At 64.6% G+C, this 23,909-nt stretch carries 20 protein-coding genes; 10 read left to right on the forward strand and 10 right to left on the reverse strand.

The annotated features are described in order from the left end of the window. Positions 1–36: 36 nt before the first annotated feature. Together HB777_26615 and HB777_26620 are read left to right on the forward strand one after the other, a co-directional pair. Positions 37–1,389: a four-carbon acid sugar kinase family protein gene (locus tag HB777_26615; protein ID QND67143.1), complete on the forward strand. Its 1,353-nt coding sequence runs from the start codon at positions 37–39 to the stop codon at positions 1,387–1,389. Next, entirely contained in the window at positions 1,389–2,030 is a 642-nt protein-coding gene (locus HB777_26620; protein ID QND68915.1) for a class II aldolase/adducin family protein, read from the forward strand. Before HB777_26615 ends, HB777_26620 begins: the two co-directional genes overlap by 1 nt. A gap of 4 nt (positions 2,031–2,034) precedes the next feature. Here HB777_26620 and HB777_26625 read toward each other — a convergent pair whose 3' ends face one another. The 6 genes from HB777_26625 to HB777_26650 form a co-directional block, all read right to left on the reverse strand. Further along, complete coding sequence (locus HB777_26625; protein QND67144.1) at positions 2,035–3,471, reverse strand: NAD-dependent succinate-semialdehyde dehydrogenase; 1,437 nt, start codon at positions 3,469–3,471, stop codon at positions 2,035–2,037. 17 nt (positions 3,472–3,488) lie between these two features. After that, on the reverse strand, positions 3,489–4,712 hold the full coding sequence (locus HB777_26630) for a CoA transferase (GenBank protein ID QND68916.1): 1,224 nt from the start codon (positions 4,710–4,712) through the stop codon (positions 3,489–3,491). Positions 4,713–4,799: 87 nt separating this feature from the next. Then, positions 4,800–5,831, reverse strand: coding sequence for a dipeptide ABC transporter ATP-binding protein (locus HB777_26635; GenBank protein ID QND67145.1), 1,032 nt, complete (start codon positions 5,829–5,831; stop codon positions 4,800–4,802). Continuing rightward, on the reverse strand, positions 5,828–6,841 hold the full coding sequence (locus HB777_26640) for an ABC transporter ATP-binding protein (protein ID QND68917.1): 1,014 nt from the start codon (positions 6,839–6,841) through the stop codon (positions 5,828–5,830). The genes HB777_26635 and HB777_26640 overlap by 4 nt, the downstream gene beginning before the upstream one ends. Positions 6,842–6,907: 66 nt before the next feature. After that, the gene (locus HB777_26645) at positions 6,908–7,750 is read right to left on the reverse strand and encodes an ABC transporter permease (GenBank protein ID QND67146.1); all 843 of its coding nucleotides are present in this window, start codon (positions 7,748–7,750) and stop codon (positions 6,908–6,910) included. Next, positions 7,750–8,763, reverse strand: coding sequence for an ABC transporter permease (locus HB777_26650; protein ID QND67147.1), 1,014 nt, complete (start codon positions 8,761–8,763; stop codon positions 7,750–7,752). The genes HB777_26645 and HB777_26650 overlap by 1 nt, the downstream gene beginning before the upstream one ends. Positions 8,764–8,947: 184 nt before the next feature. Here HB777_26650 and HB777_26655 point away from each other — a divergent pair, with 184 nt between their 5' ends. From HB777_26655 to HB777_26675, 5 genes are all read left to right on the forward strand, one after another. Further along, positions 8,948–9,757, forward strand: coding sequence for an IclR family transcriptional regulator (locus tag HB777_26655; protein QND67148.1), 810 nt, complete (start codon positions 8,948–8,950; stop codon positions 9,755–9,757). Positions 9,758–9,897: 140 nt separating this feature from the next. Next, the gene (locus HB777_26660) at positions 9,898–10,650 is read left to right on the forward strand and encodes an SDR family oxidoreductase (protein ID QND67149.1); all 753 of its coding nucleotides are present in this window, start codon (positions 9,898–9,900) and stop codon (positions 10,648–10,650) included. A gap of 147 nt (positions 10,651–10,797) precedes the next feature. Beyond that, positions 10,798–12,147 (forward strand): hypothetical protein, encoded by a 1,350-nt coding sequence (locus HB777_26665; protein ID QND68918.1) that lies wholly within the window; start codon positions 10,798–10,800, stop codon positions 12,145–12,147. After that, on the forward strand, positions 12,137–13,663 hold the full coding sequence (locus HB777_26670; protein ID QND67150.1) for a mercuric reductase: 1,527 nt from the start codon (positions 12,137–12,139) through the stop codon (positions 13,661–13,663). Before HB777_26665 ends, HB777_26670 begins: the two co-directional genes overlap by 11 nt. A gap of 197 nt (positions 13,664–13,860) precedes the next feature. After that, positions 13,861–15,081, forward strand: coding sequence for a glycosyltransferase (locus tag HB777_26675; protein QND67151.1), 1,221 nt, complete (start codon positions 13,861–13,863; stop codon positions 15,079–15,081). Between the two features lie 95 nt (positions 15,082–15,176). Here the strand turns inward: HB777_26675 and HB777_26680 are convergent, their stop codons facing one another. The 4 genes from HB777_26680 to HB777_26695 all read right to left on the reverse strand — a co-directional run bounded on the left by HB777_26680 (position 15,177) and on the right by HB777_26695 (position 19,090). After that, positions 15,177–15,860 carry a GntR family transcriptional regulator gene (locus HB777_26680; GenBank protein QND67152.1) on the reverse strand — a complete coding sequence of 228 codons (684 nt, stop codon included), beginning with the start codon at positions 15,858–15,860 and terminating at the stop codon, positions 15,177–15,179. A 13-nt stretch (positions 15,861–15,873) separates the two neighbouring features. Further along, positions 15,874–16,770: a dihydrodipicolinate synthase family protein gene (locus tag HB777_26685; GenBank protein QND67153.1), complete on the reverse strand. Its 897-nt coding sequence runs from the start codon at positions 16,768–16,770 to the stop codon at positions 15,874–15,876. A 196-nt stretch (positions 16,771–16,966) separates the two neighbouring features. Next, positions 16,967–17,542, reverse strand: coding sequence for a DUF1349 domain-containing protein (locus HB777_26690; protein QND67154.1), 576 nt, complete (start codon positions 17,540–17,542; stop codon positions 16,967–16,969). A gap of 108 nt (positions 17,543–17,650) precedes the next feature. Beyond that, positions 17,651–19,090: an aldehyde dehydrogenase family protein gene (locus HB777_26695; protein ID QND67155.1), complete on the reverse strand. Its 1,440-nt coding sequence runs from the start codon at positions 19,088–19,090 to the stop codon at positions 17,651–17,653. A 270-nt stretch (positions 19,091–19,360) separates the two neighbouring features. On the opposite strand from HB777_26695, the gene HB777_26700 reads away from it, so the two are divergent. The 3 genes from HB777_26700 to HB777_26710 all read left to right on the forward strand — a co-directional run bounded on the left by HB777_26700 (position 19,361) and on the right by HB777_26710 (position 23,904). After that, positions 19,361–20,020: a TetR/AcrR family transcriptional regulator gene (locus tag HB777_26700; protein QND67156.1), complete on the forward strand. Its 660-nt coding sequence runs from the start codon at positions 19,361–19,363 to the stop codon at positions 20,018–20,020. Positions 20,021–20,156: 136 nt separating this feature from the next. Next, positions 20,157–22,568, forward strand: coding sequence for an FAD-dependent oxidoreductase (locus HB777_26705; GenBank protein QND67157.1), 2,412 nt, complete (start codon positions 20,157–20,159; stop codon positions 22,566–22,568). 82 nt (positions 22,569–22,650) lie between these two features. Then, complete coding sequence (locus tag HB777_26710; GenBank protein QND67158.1) at positions 22,651–23,904, forward strand: sarcosine oxidase subunit beta; 1,254 nt, start codon at positions 22,651–22,653, stop codon at positions 23,902–23,904. Positions 23,905–23,909: the final 5 nt, after the last annotated feature.

Consider the following 23,909-nt stretch of genomic DNA (forward strand, 5'->3'; position numbering starts at 1 on the left):
AGCAGCCCAGAAACGGCCAGACACGAGACGGGCCGCATGACCGCGTCGATGCCTTCCCTCCTGTTCGGCGCCATAGCCGACGACCTGACCGGCGGCACCGAGCTGGCGTCGATGCTCGTGGCGCGCGGCATTCCAACGGGATGCACGGTCGGGCTGGAGGCGCCGATCCCTTCAGGCAGTCTTGCCCATGTGATCCTGCTGAAGACCCGCGTCATCGCGGCCAGCGATGCGGTGCGCCAGGTGCTGGAGGCGGCGGACCGGCTGGTGGAAGCGGGCGCGCGGCAGATCTTCTTCAAATACTGCGCCACCTTCGATTCCACCCCCGCAGGCAACATCGGCCCTTGCGCCGAAGCGCTGCTTGAGCGGCTTGGCGGCGGCGTCACGCTGTTCACCCCGGCGCTGTGTGAGACCGGCCGCACCGTCTATCAGGGGCATATGTTCGGCGGCGCCCAGTTGCTGGGTGAATCGCCCAAGCGCTTCGATCCGCTGACGCCGATGACCGATTCCAATCTGGTTCGCGTGCTGCAGGCGCAGAGCAAGGGCAAGGTCGGGCTGGTGCCCTATCTCGTCGTCGATGCCGGCGCCGTGGCGATCCGCAACGCCATACGAGAGCACAGCGCGCGCGGCGAGACGCTGCTGGTCACCGACACGATCCGCGAGCGTGACCTGGCGGCGATCGCGGAAGCAACCTTCGACCTGCCGCTGATGACCGGCAATTCCTCGGTCGCGGCGCATCTGCCACCGGCCTGGCTGGCGCATGGGCTGCTGACATCCAGCGAGCTCGTTGCCGCCAGCCTACCGGCCGTAAACGGCCCGGCAGCGGTGCTGGCCGGCAGCGTCGCCGACCGCACCATCGAACAGCTCGAACGTTTCGCGCAAAACAATCCATTGCTGACGATCGACCTTGCCAGAGCCTTTGCCGGCGCCGATGTCACAGCCGAAGCGCGCGCCTTTGCCGAGCGCCATTTGCCCGGTGCAATGATCGCCATTGCCACGACAGCGCCGCAAGCGACGGTCGAAACGCTGCAGCAGGCGTATGGCCGCGAGGCGGTAGCGGCAAAGGCGGAAAAGATCCTGGCCGGGATTGCAGAGATTCTGGTGCGCGAACTCGGCGTACGCCGGCTCGTCGTCGCCGGCGGCGAGACCGCCGGTTCGGTGGTCAAGGCGCTCGGCATCGACCGCATCGCCATGGGTGCCTATCAGGGCCCGGGATTGTCGCGCGCCATCGCCCACCTCCCCGGCCTGCCATCCGATCCGCTGGCGCTGATGCTGAAATCGGGAAAGCTCGGCGGCCCCGATATCTTCACCGACGTTCTGCAAGACATGACACGGCCGAGCGCCATCGCACCGGCAATCGACACATGGCCCCCGGCAAGGAGAGCATCGTGATGAATCTCGAAATCGAGCGCACGAGCCTGATCACCGCGACGCAGACGCTGGACGCCAGTGGGATGAATGTCGGCACCACCGGAAACATCAGCGTGCGCACGACAGGCGGCATGCTGATCACGCCGACGGGAATAGCCACGAGCGCCCTGCGGCCGGAGCAGATGGTGGCGATGCAGCTCGATGGATCCTGGGACGGCGCATTCCGGCCGTCGAGCGAATGGGAAATGCATGCCGAGATCTACAAGGCTTTTCCCGAGGCCGGCGCCGTGGTGCATGCCCATCCCGACCATTGCGTGGCGCTATCGTGCCTGCGCGAACCGTTGCCGCTGTTCCACTACATGGTCGCCGGTTTCGGCGGCGATGATGTGCGCTGCTCGGACTATGCGCTGTTCGCATCAAGCGAACTGGCCAAGGTCGCCGTCGTGGCGCTCAAGGACCGCACGGCCTGCCTGCTCGCCAATCACGGCATGATCGCCTTCGGCGGGGATCTCGACATGGCGCTCATCCGCACCATCAAGCTGGAAACCCTGGCGCGGCAGTATCTTTTGGCGCGCAGCGCCGGCACGCCGGTGCTGATCGAGGGCACCGAGCTCGCCGCCATTCGCGGGCGCTACAAGACTTACGGTCAGCAGAAGCCGTAACCGTTCAATCGACCTGCAGGTGCGAGACGAATTTGCTGTTGAGGTAGCTCTCCAGCGCGTCGGCGCCGCCTTCGGTGCCGTTGCCGGAATCGTTGATGCCGCCGAACGGCACCTCCGGCAGCGCCAGACCATAATGGTTGATCGACACCATGCCGCTGGCGATACCCGACGACATCTTTGCCGCGCTCGCCGCCGAGCGGGTGAAGCCATAGGCGGCAAGGCCGTAATTCAGCCGGTTGGCTTCGGCCAGGGCTTCGTCGAGACCGCCGACCGGAGTCATCAGCGCCAGCGGGCCGAACGGCTCCTCGTTCATGGCGCGGGCATCTGTCCCGACACCCGACAGGATGGTCGGCTCGAAGAAATAGCCTGAATTGCCGATGCGCTTGCCGCCAGTGACGAGTTCGGCGCCTTTCTGCACGGCGTCGTGGACCAGGTCCTCCATCGCCTGCACGCGGCGCGGATTGGCGAGCGGCCCCATGGTGGTGCCTTCGGCAAGACCGTCACCGACCTTGATCTGGCGTGTCGCCTCGGCGAAGCGGCCGACGAACTCGTCATAGACCGCATGGTCGACGAGGAAGCGCGTCGGCGCGACGCAGATCTGCCCGGCATTGCGGAATTTGGATGCGACCATCGAGCGTGCGGCGCGGTCGAGATCGGCGTCGGGCAGGACGATGACCGGCGCATGGCCGCCAAGTTCCATCGTCGCCCGCTTCATGTGCAGGCCGGCAAGCGACGCCAGTTGTTTGCCGACCGGCGTCGAGCCGGTAAAGGAGATCTTGCGGATCACCGGATGCGGAATGAGATAGGCGGAGATTTCCGACGGCGTGCCATAGACCAGGTTCAAGACGCCATCGGGCAGCCCGGCATCGACAAAGGCACGCACCAGTTCGGCGGGTGAAGCCGGCGTTTCTTCCGGCCCCTTGATGATGATCGAGCAGCCGGCGGCAAATGCGGCCGACAATTTGCGCACCGCCTGGTTGAGCGGAAAATTCCACGGGGTGAAGGCGGCGACCGGGCCGACGGGTTCCTTGACCACCGACTGGCTGACGCCCTCAAGACGCGCCGGCACGATGCGGCCGTAGGAACGTCGAGCCTCCTCGGCGAACCAGTCGATGATGTCGGCGGCGGCAAAGGCCTCCATGCGCGATTCGGCGATTGGCTTGCCTTGCTCAAGCGTCATCAGCGTGGCGATGTGCTCGTTGCGCTCGCGCAGGATGGTGGCGGCCTTGCGCATCAGTTTGGAGCGATCGAAAGGCGAGACGCGGCGCCATGTTTCGAACCCTTTTGCGGCAGCGGCCAGCGCCTCGTCGAGATCGTCGATACCGGCATGGGCGAGCGAGCCGAGTTCGGCCTCCGTCGCCGGATTGACGATCGGCATGGTGCGGCCATCTCGGGCCGAGCGCCACGCGCCATCTATGTGCAGCAGCACGTTCTTGTACATGTCGGGCTCCGTGAAGATCAGGCGGGGACAGGCTCGGCGGCCGGCGCATAGACGCCGATGGCGCCGGTGCCGATCAGCTGGTCGATGGTCTCGGCGCTGTAGCCGAGCACGTCGGCCAGCACGGCTTGCGTGTCCTGACCCAGCATCGGCGGCGCCGTGAAGTCGGCGGTCAATTGCGCTGCAAGTCCCTGCGCCGGGCGCACCATGGCGACGGAGCCGAGATGCGGATGCGGCAAGGTGTGGACAAGGCCGCGCTCGCGCACATTGGGGCTGTCGAAGACTTCCGGTATCGATTTTACCGTGCCGGCCGGCACGCTGGCGGCGGCGCAAGCCGCCATCCAATGGTCGCGTGTTTTGGTCCTGAAGGCGGCCGCCAGCTGCGGGATCAGCGCCTCGCGGTTGGTGGCGCGCGCCCCTGCCTTGATGAAGCGCGCATCCCCAGCCAGATGTGGCAGGTGCACGACCTGCTCGCACAGAGCCGCAAACTGACGGTCGTTGCCGACGGCCAGCGCGAAGCCACCGTCGGAAGCTTCGAATATCTGGTAGGGAACAACCGTCGGATGGGCATTGCCATAGCGGGCGACCTCGCGGCCGGTGTTGAGGTAACCGCTGCCGACATTGATCAGCAGGCTGAGCGCACAGTCGATCAGCGACAGGTCGAGGAACTGGCCCTTGCCGGTCGTCGACCGCTCGAAAAGCGCCGCCAGGATCGACTGCGTAGCGACCATGCCACAGACAATATCGGTGATGGCGACGCCGACGCGCATCGGCTCGCCATCGCTCTCGCCGGTGATGGCCATCAGGCCGCTTTCGGCCTGCATGACGAAATCGTAACCGGGCCGTCCGGCATCGGGGCCGGTCTGGCCGTAGCCGGAGATCGAACAGTAGATCAGCCGCGGATTCGACGCACTGAGTTCCTTGAAACCGACGCCGAGGCGATCGGCGGTACCGGAGCGGAAATTCTCGACGACGATGTCGGCCTTCGCCGCCAGCTCGCGCACGATCGCCAGCCCCTGCGGGCTCTTCATGTCGAGTGCGATGCTCTGCTTGCCGCGATTGGCGCAGAGATAGTAGGTGGAAACACCCTTGTAGCTCGGCACCGACCACGCCCTGGTGTCGTCGCCGCCATCGATGTTCTCGATTTTCCAGACCTCGGCGCCGAGGTCGGCAAGGCTCATCGTCGCCCACGGTCCGGCCAGAACGCGCGAGAGATCGAGAACCTTGATGCTTTCGAGCGGCAAGCGTGCGCGGCCTGACGTGCTGGCATCGTCGGTCTGGGCTTCAGTCACGATGATATCCTTCGTGGGTACAGCAACCGTGAGGACCGGTCAGACGGTCTTGAACGTGTTGACGGGCTCCGGGAAATGGCAGGCTACGCGATGCGACCCACCGGCCGGATCGAGCGGCGGTTCGACGGCGGCGCAGATCGCCTGCGCCTTGAAGCAGCGCGTGCGGAAGCGGCAGCCGGATGGCGGGTTGAGCGGGCTCGGCACGTCGCCGGTCAGCACGATCCGCTCACGCTTGCGCTCCTTTTCGGGGTTGGCGAGCGGCACCGCCGACAGCAGCGCCTGGGTGTAGGGATGCAGCGCCCTGGAATAAAGCTCGGCCGCGGGCGCGATTTCGACGATCTTGCCGAGATACATCACCGCGACCTGATGCGAGATGTGGCGCACCACCGACAGGTCATGGGCGATGAACAGATAGGAGGTGCCGAAGGATTGCTGGATATCCTTGAGCAGGTTGAGCACGCCCGCCTGCACCGAAACGTCGAGGGCCGAAACCGGCTCGTCGAGGATCACCACTTGCGGGTTGAGGGCCAGAGCGCGCGCGATAACCACACGCTGGCGCTGGCCGCCGGAGAGTTCGTGCGGATAGCGCTTGCCATGCTCGGGATTGAGCCGCACCAGTTCGAGCAGCTCGGCGACGCGCGCGCGGCGGTCGGCCGCCGACATGTCGCTCATGCGCAGCGGCTCGGCGATGTTGTCGGCAATGCGCATGCGTGGATGCAGCGACCCGTAGGGGTCCTGGAAGACCAGTTGGATGTAGCGCCGCATCAGGCGCATGTCTTCGTGGTTGAGGGCGAGCAGGTTCTGGCCACGGAACCAGCTTTCGCCGCTGGTCGGCTCGATCAGCCGCATCAGGCAGCGCCCGAGGGTCGACTTGCCGCAACCGGATTCACCGACGAGGCCCAGCGTTTCGCCTGACGCTACGTCGAACGAGACATCGGCGACCGCACGGACATGGGCAATGGCGCGGTCGAAGACGAGGCCGCCGCGAACCGGAAAGTCCTTGACGAGATGGCGAACCGACAGCGCCGGCGCCGGTTTGGTTTCCGCCTGGAGTTGCTCCGCTGCGCTCATGGGGCCACGCTTCCACTGTCCAGGCTTGCCGCCGCCAGCGCGGCGCTGTGGAAGGGCGGCAAGGTCGTCGCGAAGTGGCAGGCCGAGAAGCGGCCGCCGATATCATGCAAAGGCGGATCCTCGGCCCGGCAGCGCGCCTCGGCATAGATGCAACGCGGATGGAAGGCGCAGCCGCCCGGCAAGCGGCCAAGTGCGGGCGGCGAGCCATCGATCGAGAACAGCCGCTCGCGGCTTTCCTCGAGATTGGGGATCGAGGCGATGAGGCCGCGCGTGTAGGGATGGCGCGGGTCGGCGAACAGCTCGGACACGCTAGCCTGTTCGACGACACGGCCGGAATAGACGACCGCGACGCGGTCGGCATGACCGGCAACGACGCCGAGATCATGGGTGATCAGCACCAGGCCGAGGCCGAGCCTTTCCTGCAGCGAGCGCAGCACCGACAGTATCTGCGCCTGCACGGTGACATCGAGCGCCGTCGTCGGCTCGTCGGCGATCAACAGGTCTGGATCGTTGGCGACGGCCATGGCGATGACCGCGCGCTGGCGCATGCCGCCGGAGAATTCGTGCGGATATTGGTTGACCCGGCGCTCCGGCTGCGGGATCGCCACCAGATGGAGCAGTTCCACGGCGCGCGCCATCGCCTGCTTGCGCGTCACGCGCTGATGCAGCCTGACCGCCTCGGCGATCTGGGCGCCGACGGTCATCACCGGGTTCAACGAGGACAGCGGGTCCTGGAAAATCATGGCGATACGCGCGCCCCTGATCTTGCGCATCTCGCGCGCCGGTTTGCCGACCAGTTCATCGCCGTTGAAGCGGACCGAGCCGGTGACCACCGCGTTCTTGGAGGTCAGGCCGAGCGCGGCGAGCATGCCAACGGACTTGCCCGAGCCGGACTCGCCGACAATGCCGACCACTTCGCCCTTGGCGACGTCGAGGTCGATGCCGCGCACCGCTTCGAACTGACTGCCGGCCCGCCGGAACCCGACCCGCAGGCCGCGTATGGACAGCAGCGGCTCGCGCTCGCCTGCCTTGTCGACTGCGCCGGACTGCGCTGAAGATATCTGTGCGCTCATCGCCTAGTCCGACCTTGGATCGAGAATGTCGCGTAAGCCATCGCCGATGAAGTTGAAGCCGAGCACGATGGTGAGGATGGCGATGCCGGGACCGAAAGCGATCCACCACTGATAGAAATGGACCGCGCCGTCGGAGATCATCGAGCCCCATTCGGGCGTCGGCGGCGTGGCGCCGAGGCCGATGAAGCTGAGCGACGCCGCAAGCAGCACGACCTGGCCGAGATCCATGGTCGCGCTAATCAGCACGGGGGTCCAGCAAAGCGGCAATATGTGTGTGAACAGCACGCGCCGCGGCCTAGCGCCGGCGGCGATCGCCGCCTCGACATGTTCGCGCTCCTTCACCTCCAGCACCTGCGCCCGCATCAGGCGGGCATAGACCGGCCACCAGACCAGCACCATGGCAATGGCCGCATTGCCGAGGCCAGGCCCGAGCGAGGCCGCAACAGCCATCGCCAGCAGCATCGGCGGGAAGGACAGAGTGACGTCGACAAGCCGCATGATCGCCGCGCCGGTCAGGCCGCCGACGAAGCCGGAGATGGCGCCGAGCAGCGAGCCGATCACCACGGCCGAGACGACGACCAGAACCGCGATCGGCAGCGAATGCGCCGCTCCGTGCAAGGTGCGGCTCAAGACATCGCGGCCGAGCGCATCGGTGCCCAGCCAGTGCGCCCAGCTCGGCGGCTGCAGCCGGCGCGCCACCATTTCGAGCGGATCGAACTGCACGACCAGGTTGGCGAACACGGTCATGAACAGCCAGAACAGGATGACGACCGTGCCGATGACCAAAGGCGCGGTCAGCCATTCGGGAACGGCGGCGGAACGGGATTTGGTTGCGACCGCCGACATCAGCTCAATCTCACGCGCGGGTTGGCCACGACGTAGAGTATGTCGGTGATGAGGTTGGTGACCAAGAAGGCAAGGCCGCCGACGATGGTGACGCCGATGATCGCCGGGAAGTCGAGGGCGCGCGCCGCCTCGACGGCATAGGAGCCCATGCCCGGCCAGGAAAAGATGGTTTCGGTCAGCACCGCGCCGGTGATCAGATAGGCGAAGGAATAGCCGATGACGGTCAAGGTCGGCACCATGGTGTTGCGCAGCGCGTGCACGATGACGACGCGGAATTCGCTCGCCCCCTTGGCGCGCGCGGTGAGCACGAACTCGCGGCTCATCACATCCAGCATGTTGGCGCGCACCAGCCGCGATATGGTGCCCGAAACCGTCCAGCCGAGCACGAACGCCGGCAGAAGCAGGTGCCAGAGCGCGTCCTTGAAGACGGTCCAGTCGCCAGCCAGCAGCGAATCGATGGTCAGGAAGCCGGTGATGCCGGGCGGCAATGCCAGGCGGGCATCAACCCTGCCCGGCCCCGGCAGCCAGTTGAGCATGACCGAGAAAATGAACAACAGGCCGAGCCCCGACCAGAACACCGGCAGCGACGAGCCGAACAAAGCGAACAGGCGGGCGCCGTGGTCGATCAGGCTGTTGCGGAAATAAGCCGCCAGCACGCCAAGCACGATGCCGAGCGTGGTGCCGAAGATCATCGCCGCGAAAACCAGTTCGAGCGTTGCCGGCAAGCGGTAGAGAATGTCGGTGCCGACATTGCGCTTGGTGATGAAGGAGGTGCCAAGGTCGCCGCTCAGCAGATTGCCGAGATATATCATATAGCGTTCCGGCAAGGGGCGATCGAGACCCCAGCGCGCCTTGGCCGCGGCCACCACTTCCGGGTTGCTCATCTGCTGTTCGGCGACAATGGCGGTCAGCGGATCGCCCTTGGTCACCGTGGTGATCAGGAAGGCGATGGTGACGATGCCGAGCACCAGAAACGGCATCGCGATAAGCCGGCGCAAAATATAGCGAGACACGTGGCTACCTTCACAAGGAGGGGCTTCGTAAGATGGCACAAGGCGCTGGGAGATGCCATCGATGGAAGCATATTGACAGTCCGCGAAAGCCGCTGTCAATATAAATGGAATTTAATTTCATTTTTGATCGACCGTGCCGGCGGCACCGGCCGACAGGCGGACGACGACGCCAGAAAGACCCAGCGTGCGCAAGCGAGCGACCAGGGACGAGACGGAGCTTGAAGGCGAAGGCGCGCAGCTTTCGTCGTCGCTGGTGCGCGGGCTGGGCATCCTGCGCGCCTTCCGGCCGGGCGATGCCTCGCTCGGCAACCAGGACATCATCGCCCGCACCGGCCTGCCCAAAGCCACGGTGTCGCGCATCACCTATACGCTGAGCGCGCTCGGCTACCTCCTCTACGACAAGGATCTCGGCCGCTACAGCCTGGGACCGGCCACCGTGGCGCTGGGCTATTCGGCGCTGAGTTCCAGCGCCGTCGTTCACGTCGCCCGGCCGCTGATGCAGCCGCTGGCCGATCTGACCGGCGCGGCGGTGGCGCTCGGCACGCGCGACAGCCTCAACATGGTCTATCTCGCCAATTGCCGGTCGGAGAGCCTTGTCACGCTGCGGCTCAATCCAGGCTCCTATCTGCCGATCTGGAAGACATCGATGGGGCTGGCCTATGCGGCGGCGCTTTCCCCCGAGGAGCGCGCCGGCCTTGTGCGGGCTTTGCAGGAAGCGGAGCCGGACAAGGCAGCGCTGATCGCGACTGCGATCGACGATGCGATCGCCCAATATGCACGGCAGGGCTACGTGACGTCGTTCGGCGCCTGGCACAGCTACATCCATGCGGTCGGCGTGCCGTTCCGCCCGCGTGACGGCTCGCCGCTGGTTGCCATCACCTGCGGCGGCATCGGCGAAATCATCACCGAGGACCGCGCGCATGGCGAGATCGGACCGGCGCTGGTGGCGATGGTGAAAGCGCTGGGCAGTGAGCTCGAGGGAAACCCCATGTAATCCCGGCGCGGGATTGGCCCAGACGATCAGCCTGCATGCCGGCTTGAACTTGCCCGACGGTGACCGCACAGTCGCCGCCGATGGTATGACGGTCGCGCATCGTCGGCGTCCATCGGGTTCAGGTGACGGGGGAAAATTGGATGCCGATGAATTTTGCAGGACGATTCAGTGGTCGGGCGGCGGTCATCACCGGCGGCGCATCGGGCATCGGGTTGGCGGTGGCTCAGAGGATTGTCGAAGAGGGCGGACGGGTTTCGGTCTGGGATCGCGATCCTGCCCAGATCGAGCAGGCGAAAGTCGTCATTCCGGGACTGCACGGCGTGGCGGTGGACGTCGCCGATGCCGTCGGCGTTGCAAACGCCGCCGCACGGACGATCGAAGCGTTTGGCGGTGTCGACATCCTGGTTACCAGTGCGGCGATCACCGGACCCAACATGACGACCTGGAATTATTCGACCGAGGATTGGCAGAAGGTCATCGACATCAACATCAACGGCGTCTTCTACTGCAACAAGGCGCTCGTGCCGCACATGCTCGAGCGCAACTATGGCCGCATCGTCAACATCGCCTCGATCGCCGGCAAGGAAGGCAACCCCAACGCCTCCGCCTACAGCACGTCCAAGGCCGCGGTGATCGGCCTGACCAAGTCGCTCGGCAAGGAACTGGCCAAGACCAGGGTGACGGTCAATTGCGTTACACCGGCGGCCGTGCGCACCGCGATCTTCAAGCAGATGAGCCAGGAGCACATCGACTTCATGCTGTCCAAGATACCGATGGCGCGCTTCGGCGAGGTTGACGAGGTGGCGGCGCTGATCTGCTGGATCGCCTCGGAGGAGTGCTCGTTCACGACGGCCGCCGTGTTCGACGTTTCCGGCGGCCGCGCCACCTACTGAGACCAAGACGCATCTCAATTCCGCGTGACGGTGCAACGAACGGGAGCTTACGGGCGTATAGTTGCAGGCTTCGAACCGACAAATCGCAACAAAGGTAGCGGGAAACCATGACACGGGATGCAGCCATCCGGCGGGAGCTTGCTGCTTTTGCTTAGAGCCGAGCCTGCCGCACTGTCCGACGACGAGCTTCTGGACCGCTATCAGCGCGCCGCCTTCGATTATTTCCTCGAGAACGTGAACCCCGAAAACGGACTGGTCGCCGATACATCGCGACCGAATTCGCCGGTCAGCATCGCTGTCGTCGGCTTCGCGCTGTCCTGCTATCCGATCGGCGTCGAGCGCGGCTGGATGACGCGCGAAGCAGCCGTGAAGCTGACGCTGGCCGCACTGCGTTTCTTCTCGACCAGCCAGCAAGGCAATGGCGAGGACGTCACCGGCCACAAGGGTTTCTACTATCATTTCCTCGACATGCGGACCGGCCTGCGCGTCTGGCGCTGCGAACTGTCGATGGTGGACACGGCGTTGCTGATATCAGGCATGCTGGTGGCGGCATCCTATTTCTCCGGCGAGGATGAGGAGGAAGCGAGAATCCGGGAACTGGCCGAGGCGCTCTACCGGCGCGTCGACTGGCGATGGGCGCAAGGCTCAAGCCCGACGCTCCGTCAGGGCTGGAAGCCGAAGAGCGGCTTTCTCCACTATGGCTGGGAAGGCTACAACGAAGCGACGATCCTCTATGTGCTGTCGATGGCCTCGCCCGACAGCCCGACCTCGGACAACAGCTACGAGGGCTGGACGGCGACCTATCAGTGGGAAAACATCTACGGCTACGACGTGCTCTATGGCGGTCCGCTGTTCATGCACCAGTTCTCGCATGCCTGGATCGACTTTGCCGGCATCCGCGACGCCTTCATGCGAGAGAAGAACTCCGACTATTTCGAAAACAGCCGCCGCGCGACCTACCTGCATCGCGACTATGCGCGCCACAACCCTTACGGCTACGGCGGCTACGACGAGAATTTGTGGGGACTTTCGGCGGGCGACGGGCCAGGCGGCTTTCGCACCAGCGTGGCGCGACAGCGCCGGCGGTTTTCCGGCTATGCCGCGCGCGGCGCGCCGTTCGGGCCCGATGACGGGACGATCGCGCCATGGTCCTATCCGGCATCGCTGCCGTTCGCGCCGGAGATCTGCCTGACTGCCTTGCGCCATCTCGGGGATCGCTACCCCGAGGTGATCGATAATTTCCGGCTGCCGAGCGGCTTCAATCCGACATTGGCGAACCGGCGGAAATTCGGCCGGCACGGCTGGGTATCGGAAGGCCATTTCGGGCTGGATCAGGGCATCGTGGTGATGATGATCGAGAACCATCGGTCAGGGCTGATCTGGAAGCTGATGCGGTCCAATCAGCATATCCGTCGCGGCCTGCGCAAGGCCGGGTTCAGCGGCGGCTGGCTGTCGCAGCCGGCAAGCCCGGCGAGGGATGACGGCGATGGCGCGTGACCACTGGGCTCCCGCCTTCCCCGTCGACAGCAACGACATCAGCCTGATCAAGAGCGCCCATCCGCCGCACTGGAAGAACCCGCAACCCGACGGCCCATACAATCTGGTCGTCATCGGCGCCGGGCCGGCTGGGCTGACCGCCGCGCGCGAGGCGGCAAACCTTGGCGCGAAAGTCGCGCTGATCGAGCGCGGGCTGATCGGCGGCGCCTGCGTCAATGTCGGCTGCATCCCCTCGAAAGCGATCATCCGCACGGCCAGGCTCTACGCCGATATGCGCGATGCCGAGACTTTTGGCGGCGACACGCCGGATCGTCTTCACGTCGACTTTCAGCGGGCCATGACGCGGATGCGGCAGATCCGGCAGCGGATCAGCCGTGCCGATTCGGCCGCGAGCCTGGCCTCCGAAGGCATCGACCTCTATTTCGGCGAGGCGCGATTTTCTGGACCGGACGCGGTCATGGTCGCGGACAAGACGCTGCGTTTCAGGAAGGCGCTGGTCGCGACGGGCGCGCGTGCGGCCCTGCCGACGATTCCGGGCCTGGCGGAAGCCGGTTATCTCAGCAACGAGACCATGTTCGATCTCACAGACCGCCCGAAACGGCTTCTGGTCATCGGCGGCGGACCGCTCGGTTGCGAGGCCGCGCAGGCCTTCTGCCTGCTGGGAGCGAAGGTCATTCTGGCGCAGAGCGATCCGATGTTCCTACCTGGCGAGGAACGCGACGCCGCCCAGATCCTTTCGGACGCGCTGGCACGCGAAGGGGTCGAGGTTCGCCTGAACACCGAGGTCGTCGCGGTGCGGACAGGGGGTGGGAAGAAGCTCGCCGACCTGGTGCGCGACGACGAGACGACGACGATTTCCGTCGACGAGATCATCACCGGCATCGGCCGTTCGCCCAATGTCGATGGTCTCGACCTGGAGAACGCCGGGGTGGCATACGACGCCACCGGCGTCAAAGTGGACGATTATCTCAGAACCACCAATCCGCGCATCTATGCGGCGGGCGATGTCTGCCTCGCCTACAAATTCACCCATACCGCCGAGGCGACAGCCCGCATGGTCGTGCACAACGCCCTGTTTCTCGGACGCAGCAAACTGAGCGAACTGGTCATTCCGTGGTGCACCTACACCGATCCGGAGATCGCCCATGTCGGCCTCTATCCGGCGCAGGCGCGCCAGAACGGCATCCCGGTCAAGACCTATACGGTGCTGATGCACGATGTCGCCCGTGCGGTCATGGACGGCGAGGAAGAGGGGTTTGTCAAAATCCACGTCAGGGAGGGGTCCGACCGCATCCTGGGTGCGACGGTCGTCGCCAGCCATGCCGGCGAGATGATCAATGCGGTGTCGCTGGCGATCAAGTCGGGCATGGGTCTGCTCGCGCTGGCCGACGTCATCCATCCGTTCCCAACGCAGGCACAAGGCATAAAGATGGCCGCCGACGCTTACAGGCGAACGCGGTTCACCTCATTCTGGAGACATGTCACGACGCGTTGGCTGGAACGATCCAGACGATGACCCTACATTCTGACCGGACCTTGTCGCCAACCCGGCGCACCAGACACTCAAGGACTATCCAGCGCTTGACGAAAGTGCCGATCAGCTAAACAAGTCGAAGCTGGTTTTGTGGCTGCGGGGCCGTCAGGAATGCCGTCTGGAATAAAGTCTTTGGTGCAGCTCCGGGCGCACAGTCCCGAGTGCACGCCGCCAACACGATGACCTCGCACGTGGCCCTCCCGGCACGGAATGCCGAAAGGCGTACGCTTGTCGTGACCCACGATCCGGCCTTTCCGCCAACCTCCGGCGCGGATCTGCGAAATCATCGCAACGCTGAAGCGGCAGCGGAATTCGGCCCGGTCTGCCTGGTGTCGGTGCGGCCGCGAGCCATGGAAGCTGCCGATCCGTCGATCCGTACCGAGGCCTTGTCGATCGAAGGAGAGACCCGCTCCGGTTCGATCGGGTGGTGGCGCATAAGGGCGGAGCATCGCATTTCGCGCGCCGCCTTGACGCGGCTGGAAGCACTGGTTCGAGACTTCCGCCCTGACACCGTGCTGGTTGAGGGTATCGGCCTGTTCAAGCTGCTGCGGCCTTTGCGGGCGCTGACGAAACAGCTGATCCTCGACATGCACAATGTCGAGTCCGACCTGGCGGGACAGTTGCGGCGCGTCGATGCGAAGCGACCTGCCGTGGCGACGATCGCGCCAAGCCTTGGCATCAGGCGTCTCGAGAGAAAGGCGCTTGCCCTGGTCGACAGGGTCTGGGTCTGCTCGCGCCAGGATCGCGAAAGGCTGATGACGCTTTCCCGGCACACCGTGCCGATCGACGTCGTTCCGAACGGAATTCCGCACACAGCGCACCGTCTCGAAACGCTACCAGCCGAGCCTGGGGTCGGCAACGGCTTTCCGGTGATCCTGTTTATCGGCCATCTCGGCTATCCGCCAAACGTCGATGCTGTCGAGCGCTTAGCCGGCTCCATATTGCCGCGTATCCGACAGGCCTTGCCGGACGCGACACTGATCCTCGCTGGACGCAACCCGAAATCGGCCGTGCAGGCGCTGGCCGGGTTGCCTGGCGTGGAACTCGTCGAAAACCCCGAAAGCGTGGCACCGCTCCTGTCCAGGGCGCATCTCAGCATCATGCCGCTTGCGGCAGGCGGCGGGACGCGCATCAAGATCCTGGAGGCGATGGCCTGGGGCGTGCCGGTGATCGCGACGCCGATGGCGGCCGAGGGTCTGGATCTGGTCGACAAGGAGGAACTGCTGCTGTCGGATACCGATGAAGGGCTGGCCGACATGGCTGTCGGACTTTGCCTGGACACCGACCGCAGAGCACGCCAGCGCATCCGCGCACATCAAGCGGTTTGGACTAGGTTCGGCCCGCAAGCCATCCGCAACGCCGTCCGCGCCGGGCTGGGACCGGACGAGGCCGACGCATGATTCCAACGACCCTCCACCAGACATGGAAGAGCGACATCGTCCCGCATCGATGTGCCCTGCCGCAACAGGGTTGCCGCGACATTTACGGATAATCGTCAGGCGGCGGTCTCGCTGCGCCGCAACTGGCTGACGATTTCGCCGGCCGCGTCGGCGATGTGTTTTCTCAACAGGCGTGCGGTCTCGGCGATATCCTTCCGACGATAGGCCTCGAAGAGCTCGCGATGCTCCTGCAGAGCCTTGGCCTGTGCCTTGGCGGGCTCGATCTGCAGACGCAAATAGCGGTCGGCGGAATTGTAGAGCGCCTGGACGACGGCCATCGAACGCGGCCGCATAGAGGGTTCGAGCAATGCGGTGTGGAACGCCCAGTTGAGACGGCTGAGGTCCTTGGGATCATCGCCCCGGGCGATGGCGGCCTCATAGGCGCGCAGCGATTTTTCGAGGGCGGCAATATCCTGATCCGAGGCGTGCGCGATCGCCTTTTCGACCAGGAAGGGCTCAAGCAGCAGACGCGCATCGAATAGGTCGATCGCATCGTCGGCGGACAGCTCCGACACGACCGCGCCGCGATGCGTCCTGATGACGACAAGGCCGTCCGCCTCCAGTTGCAGAAGCGCTTCGCGCACCGGGATCCGGCTCACGCCAAGCTCGGCAGCGATGGCTTCCTGGCGGATCTGATGCCCACCCGGGTAATCGCCGCCGATGATCCGGGCGGCGATGTACTCGGCGACCATTGCCGTCACGGTCTGGCGCTGCAGCAGCGGCTTATCGGTGGTGGCCATGGGCGTCCCGTGTTCAGTCCTGCTGCCTGAGCTTTTCGATCGCCGCCTCGATAATGGCGGTTACGCGCGCGCGCTCCTCGCCGACCAGGAGCAGACGCGGCGCTCGGGTCCACTCCGGCGCGCCATAGACGAGATGCTCGGCCATCTTGATGTACTGGACCAGCTTGACATGCGTGTCGAGGTGAAAGGACGGCGTCATGATGCGGTAGAGATCGCGCGCGCCGGCGAAATCGCCGGCCGCGCACAAATTGAAGATGCGGACGCATTGCTTTGGCCATGCGTTCGTCATGCCGGACACCCAGCCGGTGGCGCCGAGCGCCATGCTCTCGACGATCTGGTCGTCGACGCCGCAGAAGATATCGAAGCGATCGCCGAGCTCGATGATCATGTCGGTGACCCGGCGCACATCGCCGGTCTCTTCCTTCACCGCAACGATGGTCGGGCAGTCCGCCAGCGCCTTCAGGATGGCCGGGGTGACGTCGACGCCATAGGCGATCGGGTTGTTGTAGATCATGATCGGCAGATCGCTGGCGTTGGCGATCGCCTTGTACCACTCAGCCGTCTCGCGCGGGTCGGTCTTGTAGCCAAGACTGGGGAACACCATCAGGCCTTCGGCGCCGAAATCCTGGTACTTGCGCGCGGCTGCGGTTGCGTTGGCCGTCGAAATCTCGGCAAGGCCGGACAGCAGCGGGACACGTCCGGCCACCACCTCCTTCGCGGCCCGGATGACCGCTTCCCGCTCCTGCGGCTGCAGTGATGCGTTCTCGCCAAGCATCGGCAGGACGATGACGCCAGACACGCCATTGGCGATCAGGCGATCGATGCTCGCCTGCGTCGCCTCGATGTCGATCGAACCATCCTGGTTCAGCTTGGTCGTAACCGCCGGGAAGACCCCTTGCCAGTGCGTCATCGTGCGGTCTTCCTCTTCATATCCATATTGTATGATTGGATCCAATCATACAATATGTGAAAGGGCAAGGCCCAGGGCAATTGCCGCGCCCCCTTCACGGCGCGGTCGGACAACCCGACGGCGCGCGCGGCAAGTCTTCAAACAGTGGCTGTCGTAAAGGTCGAAGTGCTCGCGGTTCCGCGCAAGACCGCACGCCTCAATCGTGCAATTCGCGCGATATCGGCGGACCGACGGAAAAATCGGAGAACGTGACCTCGAAGCCTTCGCGCTGCGGCGAACAGCACATCATGCCGACATCGACCGTCTTCGAAATCGGGAAGTAAGCGAGCCGCACCGGCTTCCAGTGGCCGTCGGAAGCATCGAGGTACTGGACCCGGATCGCCTCGGCGTGACGGGTCAACCGTATCCTGACGCCGTTCGGATCGGCATGAATGGCCACCAGCGACCAGTCCGACGTGTCGTTGGTGACGACAACGGAGAAATAGGCAAGGCCATCGGTGTATTCGATACCGGCCTTGATCCAATGCGTTTCGCTGAGCCGGACCATCAGCCCGGCCTGATCATAAAGCACCTTGTAATCGCCTTTGACCGTGACTTCGGCGGTGAAATCGCCCTCGACCGTCCGGTACAGGAAGTGGCCGTTGTCACGCCAGAAACCGTAAAAGGTCTCGCGCCAGAAATCGGTTTCCTTGCCGGTGCGCACACGAACACTATCGCCGCCGACGGTGTGGTGCGACGGCGGGTTGAGCCAGGTCAGGTTCTGCACTGTCATCGCTTCGCGCCGCTCCAATCCAGATATGCGTGGCGGGTGGCCGGCCCCGATCAGCCCGGCATGATCAGCCTACAGCCGATCAGCCCGGCATGATCGACCGACGGCCGATCAGCCAGCGAACGTATAGGCGGTCTTCACCGTGGTGTAGAATTCCGCCGCGTAGCGGCCTTGTTCGCGCGGGCCGTAGCTCGAGCCCTTGCGGCCGCCGAAGGGAACATGGAAGTCGACGCCCGCCGTCGGCAGGTTGACCATCACCATGCCGGCCTCCGAATTGCGCTTGAAGTGGGTGGCATGCTTGAGGCTCGAGGTGCAGATGCCCGAGGTCAAGCCGAAGGGCGTGTCGTTGGCGACGGCAAGCGCCTCGTCATAGTCCTTGACGCGGATGACGCTGGCGACAGGGCCGAAAATCTCCTCGCGCGAACTGCGCATGGCGTTGGTGGCCTCAGTCAGCAATGCCGGCTGCAAGTAGAAGCCCGGCGCCTTGCGATCGAGCCGCTCGCCGCCGAAGGCAAGCGTGGCACCTTCCCTGACGCCGATGGCGATGTAGTCCTCGTCCTGCTTCAGCTGCGTCGCGTCGACGACCGGGCCGATCTGGGTCTGCGCGTCGAGCGCATCGCCGATCACCAGTTTGCTCATGCGATCCTTGAGGGCGTCGACGAAGCGATCATGAATGCCCTCCGTCACGACAAGCCGGGACGAGGCAGTGCAGCGCTGGCCGGTCGAGAAGAAGGCGCCATTGAGCGCGCAATCGACGGCGACCGCAAGGTCGGCATCGTCGAGCACGACCAGCGGGTTCTTGCCGCCCATTTCAAGCTGGAACTTGCGCATATGCTCGATGCTTGCCGCGGCGACGCGCTTGCCGGTGCCGACCGAGCCGGTGAAGCTGATGGCGTTGACATCGGGACTGTCGAGCATCGCCTGACCAACGACCGAGCCCTTGCCCATGACGAGATTGAGCACGCCCTTCGGCAGGCCGGCGCGATGCAGGATGTCGACGATGGTCCAGGCGCTCTCCGGAACCAGCTCGGCCGGCTTGAAGACGACGGTGTTGCCGTGGGTCAGCGCCGGCGCAATCTTCCACGCCGGAATGGCGATGGGGAAATTCCACGGCGTGATGATGCCGACGACGCCGACCGCCTCGCGCGTCATCTCAACGCCGACGCCCGGTCGCACGCTCGGTACGACCTCTCCGGTCAAACGCAATGTTTCCCCGGCAAAGAAGTCGAATATCTGGGCAGCGCGAATGGTCTCGCCGATGCCTTCGGCCAGCGTCTTGCCTTCCTCACGCGCCAGATTGCGGCCGATCTCGTCCTTGCGCGCCATGATCTCGTCGGCGGTCTTTTTCAGCACCGCGTGGCGCGCCAGCGGACCGGAACGGGACCATGCCGGAAACGCCGCCTTGGCCGCCGCGATCGCTTGACCCGCCTGCTCGGCTCCCGCCGAGGCATAGTCGCCGACGACATCGCCGGTATCCGAGGGGTTGATGTTACGCGAACCGGCCTCGCCGACCCATTCGCCATCGATGAGGTTCTGTCGAAACAGCGTCATGTCGTGTGTTCCTGCTGGTTGGCCGCGCGGGCATCTGTCTGAACTGGTATTTGCCAGACAATTGCCTTGCGGGAAAGCAAACACTGAGCCGGTGGCCGCGACAAAAATCCCCTGGCTCTGCACCACGCCGATGACGCGATGGCCATAGCGCCTTGTCGACCCCAACCCGGCTAACATTCGTGACGCGTCGTTCGAAGTTGATCCAATTGCGCTGTACATGAGTGTACACGGCCTTGATTTGCCTGAGGCAGCGTGTCATGCGTCGTGTCGATGGCAGCTCTCGAAACGACGATCCAGCGCGCCGGCGCCACCGGCAACATCAAGGCCACTCGCGAAGACTGGCTGAAGCTTGCGCTTGAAACGTTGATCTCGGATGGCGTCGAACGTGTCCGCGTGCTGACGCTGGGCCAGAAGCTCGATGTGTCGCGTTCCAGCTTCTACTGGTATTTCAAGAGCCGGCAGGATCTGCTCGACCAGTTGCTCGACTACTGGCGGCAGACCAACACCAAATTCATCGTCGAACGCGCCAGGCGGCCTTCCGCCACCGTCATCCGCGGGGTGATGAGCATTTTCGAATGCTGGGTGGACGAAAGGCTGTTCGATCCGCAACTGGATTTCGCGATCAGGGCCTGGGCTCGCCGGTCGCCTGCCATCCGGCGCGCGCTCGACGAGGCCGACGAGGAGCGCGTCAACGCCATTCGCGACATGTTCATGCGTCATGGCTATGACGAGGTGGATGCGTTCGTGCGGGCCCGCGTGCTCTATTTCATGCAGATCGGCTATTACTCGCTCGAACTCAACGAGCCGATGAGCAGCCGCCTGGCTCAAGTTGCCTCGTATCTGCGCAGTTTTACCGGCCAGGAGCCGTCACCCCAGGACGTCGAGGATTTCTCGCGCTACGTCGAGAAAACCGTTCCCCGCAGCCGCTAGCCATCCACTCGCTCGCATCGTTGTCAATCATGACCACAGCGAAAACGCCACCGCAGTGCGAAGCCGCGCAAAGCACTAGACACTGATGTACAATGCCACTAGGTTGCGTCGCCATGACTGGGTGGAGCGCGACAGAATGAAATCCCAATATAGGGCGATCGTCATCGGCGGCGGCGTGGTTGGGGCCTCGGTGCTCTATCACCTGGCAAAGTTCGGCTGGAGCGACGTCGCGCTGATCGAACGCGAGGTGCTGACCGCAGGGTCGAGCTGGCATGCGGCCGGCGGCTTCCATGCGCTGAATGCCGATCCCAACATCGCCGCGCTGCAAGCCTATACGATCGACCTGCTCTCCGAGGTCGGGAAGGAATCGGGCCAGAGCATCGGCATGCACATGACCGGCGGCATCTCGGTCGCCTCGGCGCCGGAGCGTTGGGAATGGCTGAAGGCCTCCTACCGCATCTTCCAGACCATGGGCATCGACGATGTCCATCTGGTCGGCGTCGATGAGATCAAGCAGCGCTGCCCGATCCTCAACACCGACGGCATGCTGGGTGGGCTCTATGCCGCGCGCGAAGGCCATATCGATCCCTCGGGCGTCGTGCACGCCTATGCCAAGGCCGCCAGGCTGCGCGGCGCCGACATCATCGAGCACAACCGCGTGCTGGAACTCAATCGCCGCGCCGACGGCTGCTGGGACGTGGTCACCGAGAAGGGCACGGTGATTGCCGAGCACGTCGTCAATGCCGGCGGGCTGTGGGCCAAGCAGGTCGGCCGGATGGCCGGCATCGACCTGCCGGTATCGCCGATGGAGCACCATTATCTCGTCACCGAGGCGCTGCCCGAAATCCAGGCGCTGGACAAGGAATTGCCGCTGATCGTCGATCTCGAAGGCTTCACCTATATGCGCCAGGAGCAGAAGGGCCTGCTGCTCGGCATCTACGAGATCAACCACAAGCACTGGAACATGGACGGAGCGCCGTGGGACTACGGCATCGAACTGATCCAGGAAGACACTGACCGCATCGCCGACGAGCTGGCGCTCGGCTTCAGCCGCTACCCTTGCCTGGAGAATGCCGGCATCAAGCGCTGGGTGAACGGCGCCTTCACCTTCTCGCCGGACGGCAATCCGCTGGTCGGCCCGGTGCGCGGCGTGCCCAATTACTGGGTGGCGTGCGGCGTCATGGCCGGCTTCCTGCAAGGCGGCGGCGTCGGCAAGTCGCTTGCCGAATGGATGATCCATGGCGAGCCGGAAGCTGATGTCTACGGCATGGACATCGCCCGCTACGGCGACTTCGCCTCCAACCGCGAATACATCAGGCAGACCACCGGGCAATTCTATTCGCGCCGCTTCGTCATGAGCTATCCGAACGAGCAGCTGCCGGCGGGACGGCCCTTGAAGACGGCCGGCGCGCATGACGCCATGGACGCAGCCGGAGCGCGCTGGGGCAATTCGTGGGGCATGGAAGTGCCGCTCTATTTCGCGCCGCAAGGCTTCGTCGAGACACCGACGCTGAAGCGCTCCAACGCCTTCGACATCGTCGCACAGGAATGCCGCAAGGTGCGCGAAGGCGTCGGCCTGCTCGATATATCAGCCTTCTCGCGCTACGAGATCACCGGCCCACAGGCCGAGGCCTGGCTCAACCGGCTGCTCGCCTGTGCGCTGCCCAAGCCGGGTCGCGCCAAACTCGCGCCGATGCTGGGTGAGAACGGCAAGCTCAAGGGCGACCTCACCGTCTTCAACTGGGGCGATGGCTCCTGGTGGATCATGGGCTCCTACTATCTGCGCCAGTGGCACATGCGCTGGTTCGAACAGCATCTGGCTGACGGCGTCACAGTCCGCGATATCTCGGACACGGTCGTCGGCTTCTCTCTGGCCGGACCCAATGCGCGTCTTCTGCTTGAGCGGCTGACACACCAGGATGTCTCGCACGAGGCCTTCGGATTCCTCGCCTGCAGGACGCTCGATGTCGGACTGGTGCGGGCCAAGGTCGGGCGACTGTCGGTCATCGGCGAACTTGGCTACGAGATCCATTGCCGGGCCAATGAGCACGCGGCGCTGCGCCGCGCGCTGCTGACGGCAGGCAAGGACCTCGGCGTGACCGAATACGGCTTCGGCGCGGTCAATTCGCTGCGGCTCGAAAAGAGTTTTGGCATCTGGTCGCGCGAGTTCACGCAGGACTATACGCCTGATGAGACCGGGATGGACCGCTGGGTCGCCTTCGACAAGGGCGATTTCATCGGGCGCGAGGCGGCCCTGAAAGAGCAGAAGGTTCCATCGAGGCGCACGCTGGTGACACTCGAAATCGACGCGGCGGGCGCTGATGCCAGCGGCTACGAGCCTATCTGGAACAAGGGCAGACTTGCCGGCTTCGTCACCTCGGGCGGCTATGGCCACACGGTCGGCAAGAGCCTCGCCATGGCGCTGGTCGATCGCGATGCGGCCGGTATCGATACTGAGTTGACAACCCACATCGTCGGCGTCGAAAGAGGTGCGCGCGTCATCGCTTCGTCGCCATACGATCCACTAGGCAAGGCGATGCGGGCATGACCGATCGAACCGGCGCCATCCCTGTAAAAGACCATGCGATGATCCACGCTTCTCCCTCGAAATCAGGCCTGTCCGGCACGCCATGACCCGACGCTATTCCGCCCTGTCGCTGTTCAAGGAGGGCCTGGCCGGCCAGACCGGCTGGCAGCCGGCCTGGCGCTCGCCAGAACCGAAGCCGTCCTATGACGCGATCGTCATTGGCGGCGGCGGCCATGGCCTGGCGACCGCCTATTACCTGGCCAAGAACCACAACATCGCAAGAGTAGCTGTGCTGGAAAGAGGTTGGATCGGCGGCGGCAACACCGGCCGCAACACCACCGTGGTGCGCTCCAACTACTATTATCCGGCAAGCGTCGAGCTCTACGGGCTGGCGCACCGGCTCTATGAGGGATTGTCGAAAGACCTGAACTACAACGTCATGCTGTCACAGCGCGGCATGGTCAATCTCTGCCACTCGACCGCCGAGATGGAGATCGGCGCACGCACCGTCAACGCCATGCAGATCAACGGCATCGATGCCGAGCTGTTTTCACCTGACGATGTGCGCCGGGTGGCGCCGATCTACAATTTTTCACCGGACGCACGCTTCCCGGTGTTCGGCGGCATCTGGCAAGGCAGGGCCGGAACGGCGCGCCATGACGCGGTCGCCTGGGGTTACGCGCGGGCGGCGAGCCGGCTCGGCGTCGACATCATCCAGAATTGCGAGATCACCGATTTCATCATCGAGGGCGGCCGCTGCCGCGGCGTCCAGACTTCGCGTGGCGCGATCCGTGCCGAGCGCATCGGCATGGCGGTGGCCGGGCATTCCTCGGTGCTGGCGGCCAAGGCCGGCTTCCGGCTGCCGATCAATTCCTACGCGCTACAAGCCTGTGTTTCCGAGCCGGTCAAGCCGATCCTCGACACGGTGGTGCTTTCGCCCGGCTGCGGCGTCTATGTCAGCCAGTCGGACAAGGGCGAGATCGTCATCGGCGGCGGCCTCGACCGCATCCCCTCCTATGCGCAACGCGGCAATCTGCCGACGCTGGAGGCGGTGATTGCCGGCCTGCTTGAGATGTTCCCGATCTTCGGCCAGTTGAAGCTGATGCGGCAATGGGCGGGCATTGTCGACGTCGTGCCGGACTCCTCGCCGATCATCGGCGAATCGCCGCTGCCCGGCCTGTTCCTCAATTGCGGCTGGGGCACGGGCGGCTTCAAGGCCATTCCCGCCGGCGGCACACTGCTGGCGCAATTGCTGGCGTCGGGCAAACACAACGACATCAGCCGCCCCTTCGATCTCGATCGCTTCGCCAGCGGGCGGCTGATCGACGAAGCGGCCGGCTCCGGCATCGCGCACTGAGACAA

It is taken from the genome of Mesorhizobium loti (genome assembly GCA_014189435.1).
GTDB classification, from domain to species: Bacteria; Pseudomonadota; Alphaproteobacteria; order Rhizobiales; family Rhizobiaceae; genus Mesorhizobium; species Mesorhizobium loti_G.

What these genes read in the sequence shown, in the direction of transcription:
- HB777_26615 (QND67143.1), top strand. Translation starts at nt 37, where the DNA reads ATGACCGCGTCGATGCCTTCCCTCCTGTTCGGCGCCATAGCCGACGAC.
- HB777_26620 (QND68915.1), top strand. Translation starts at nt 1,389, where the DNA reads ATGAATCTCGAAATCGAGCGCACGAGCCTGATCACCGCGACGCAGACG.
- HB777_26625 (QND67144.1), bottom strand. Translation starts at nt 3,471, where the DNA reads ATGTACAAGAACGTGCTGCTGCACATAGATGGCGCGTGGCGCTCGGCC.
- HB777_26635 (QND67145.1), bottom strand. Translation starts at nt 5,831, where the DNA reads ATGAGCGCAGCGGAGCAACTCCAGGCGGAAACCAAACCGGCGCCGGCG.
- HB777_26645 (QND67146.1), bottom strand. Translation starts at nt 7,750, where the DNA reads ATGTCGGCGGTCGCAACCAAATCCCGTTCCGCCGCCGTTCCCGAATGG.
- HB777_26660 (QND67149.1), top strand. Translation starts at nt 9,898, where the DNA reads ATGCCGATGAATTTTGCAGGACGATTCAGTGGTCGGGCGGCGGTCATC.
- HB777_26670 (QND67150.1), top strand. Translation starts at nt 12,137, where the DNA reads ATGGCGCGTGACCACTGGGCTCCCGCCTTCCCCGTCGACAGCAACGAC.
- HB777_26675 (QND67151.1), top strand. Translation starts at nt 13,861, where the DNA reads ATGACCTCGCACGTGGCCCTCCCGGCACGGAATGCCGAAAGGCGTACG.
- HB777_26680 (QND67152.1), bottom strand. Translation starts at nt 15,860, where the DNA reads ATGGCCACCACCGATAAGCCGCTGCTGCAGCGCCAGACCGTGACGGCA.
- HB777_26685 (QND67153.1), bottom strand. Translation starts at nt 16,770, where the DNA reads ATGACGCACTGGCAAGGGGTCTTCCCGGCGGTTACGACCAAGCTGAAC.
- HB777_26690 (QND67154.1), bottom strand. Translation starts at nt 17,542, where the DNA reads ATGACAGTGCAGAACCTGACCTGGCTCAACCCGCCGTCGCACCACACC.
- HB777_26695 (QND67155.1), bottom strand. Translation starts at nt 19,090, where the DNA reads ATGACGCTGTTTCGACAGAACCTCATCGATGGCGAATGGGTCGGCGAG.
- HB777_26700 (QND67156.1), top strand. Translation starts at nt 19,361, where the DNA reads ATGGCAGCTCTCGAAACGACGATCCAGCGCGCCGGCGCCACCGGCAAC.
- HB777_26705 (QND67157.1), top strand. Translation starts at nt 20,157, where the DNA reads ATGAAATCCCAATATAGGGCGATCGTCATCGGCGGCGGCGTGGTTGGG.
- HB777_26710 (QND67158.1), top strand. Translation starts at nt 22,651, where the DNA reads ATGACCCGACGCTATTCCGCCCTGTCGCTGTTCAAGGAGGGCCTGGCC.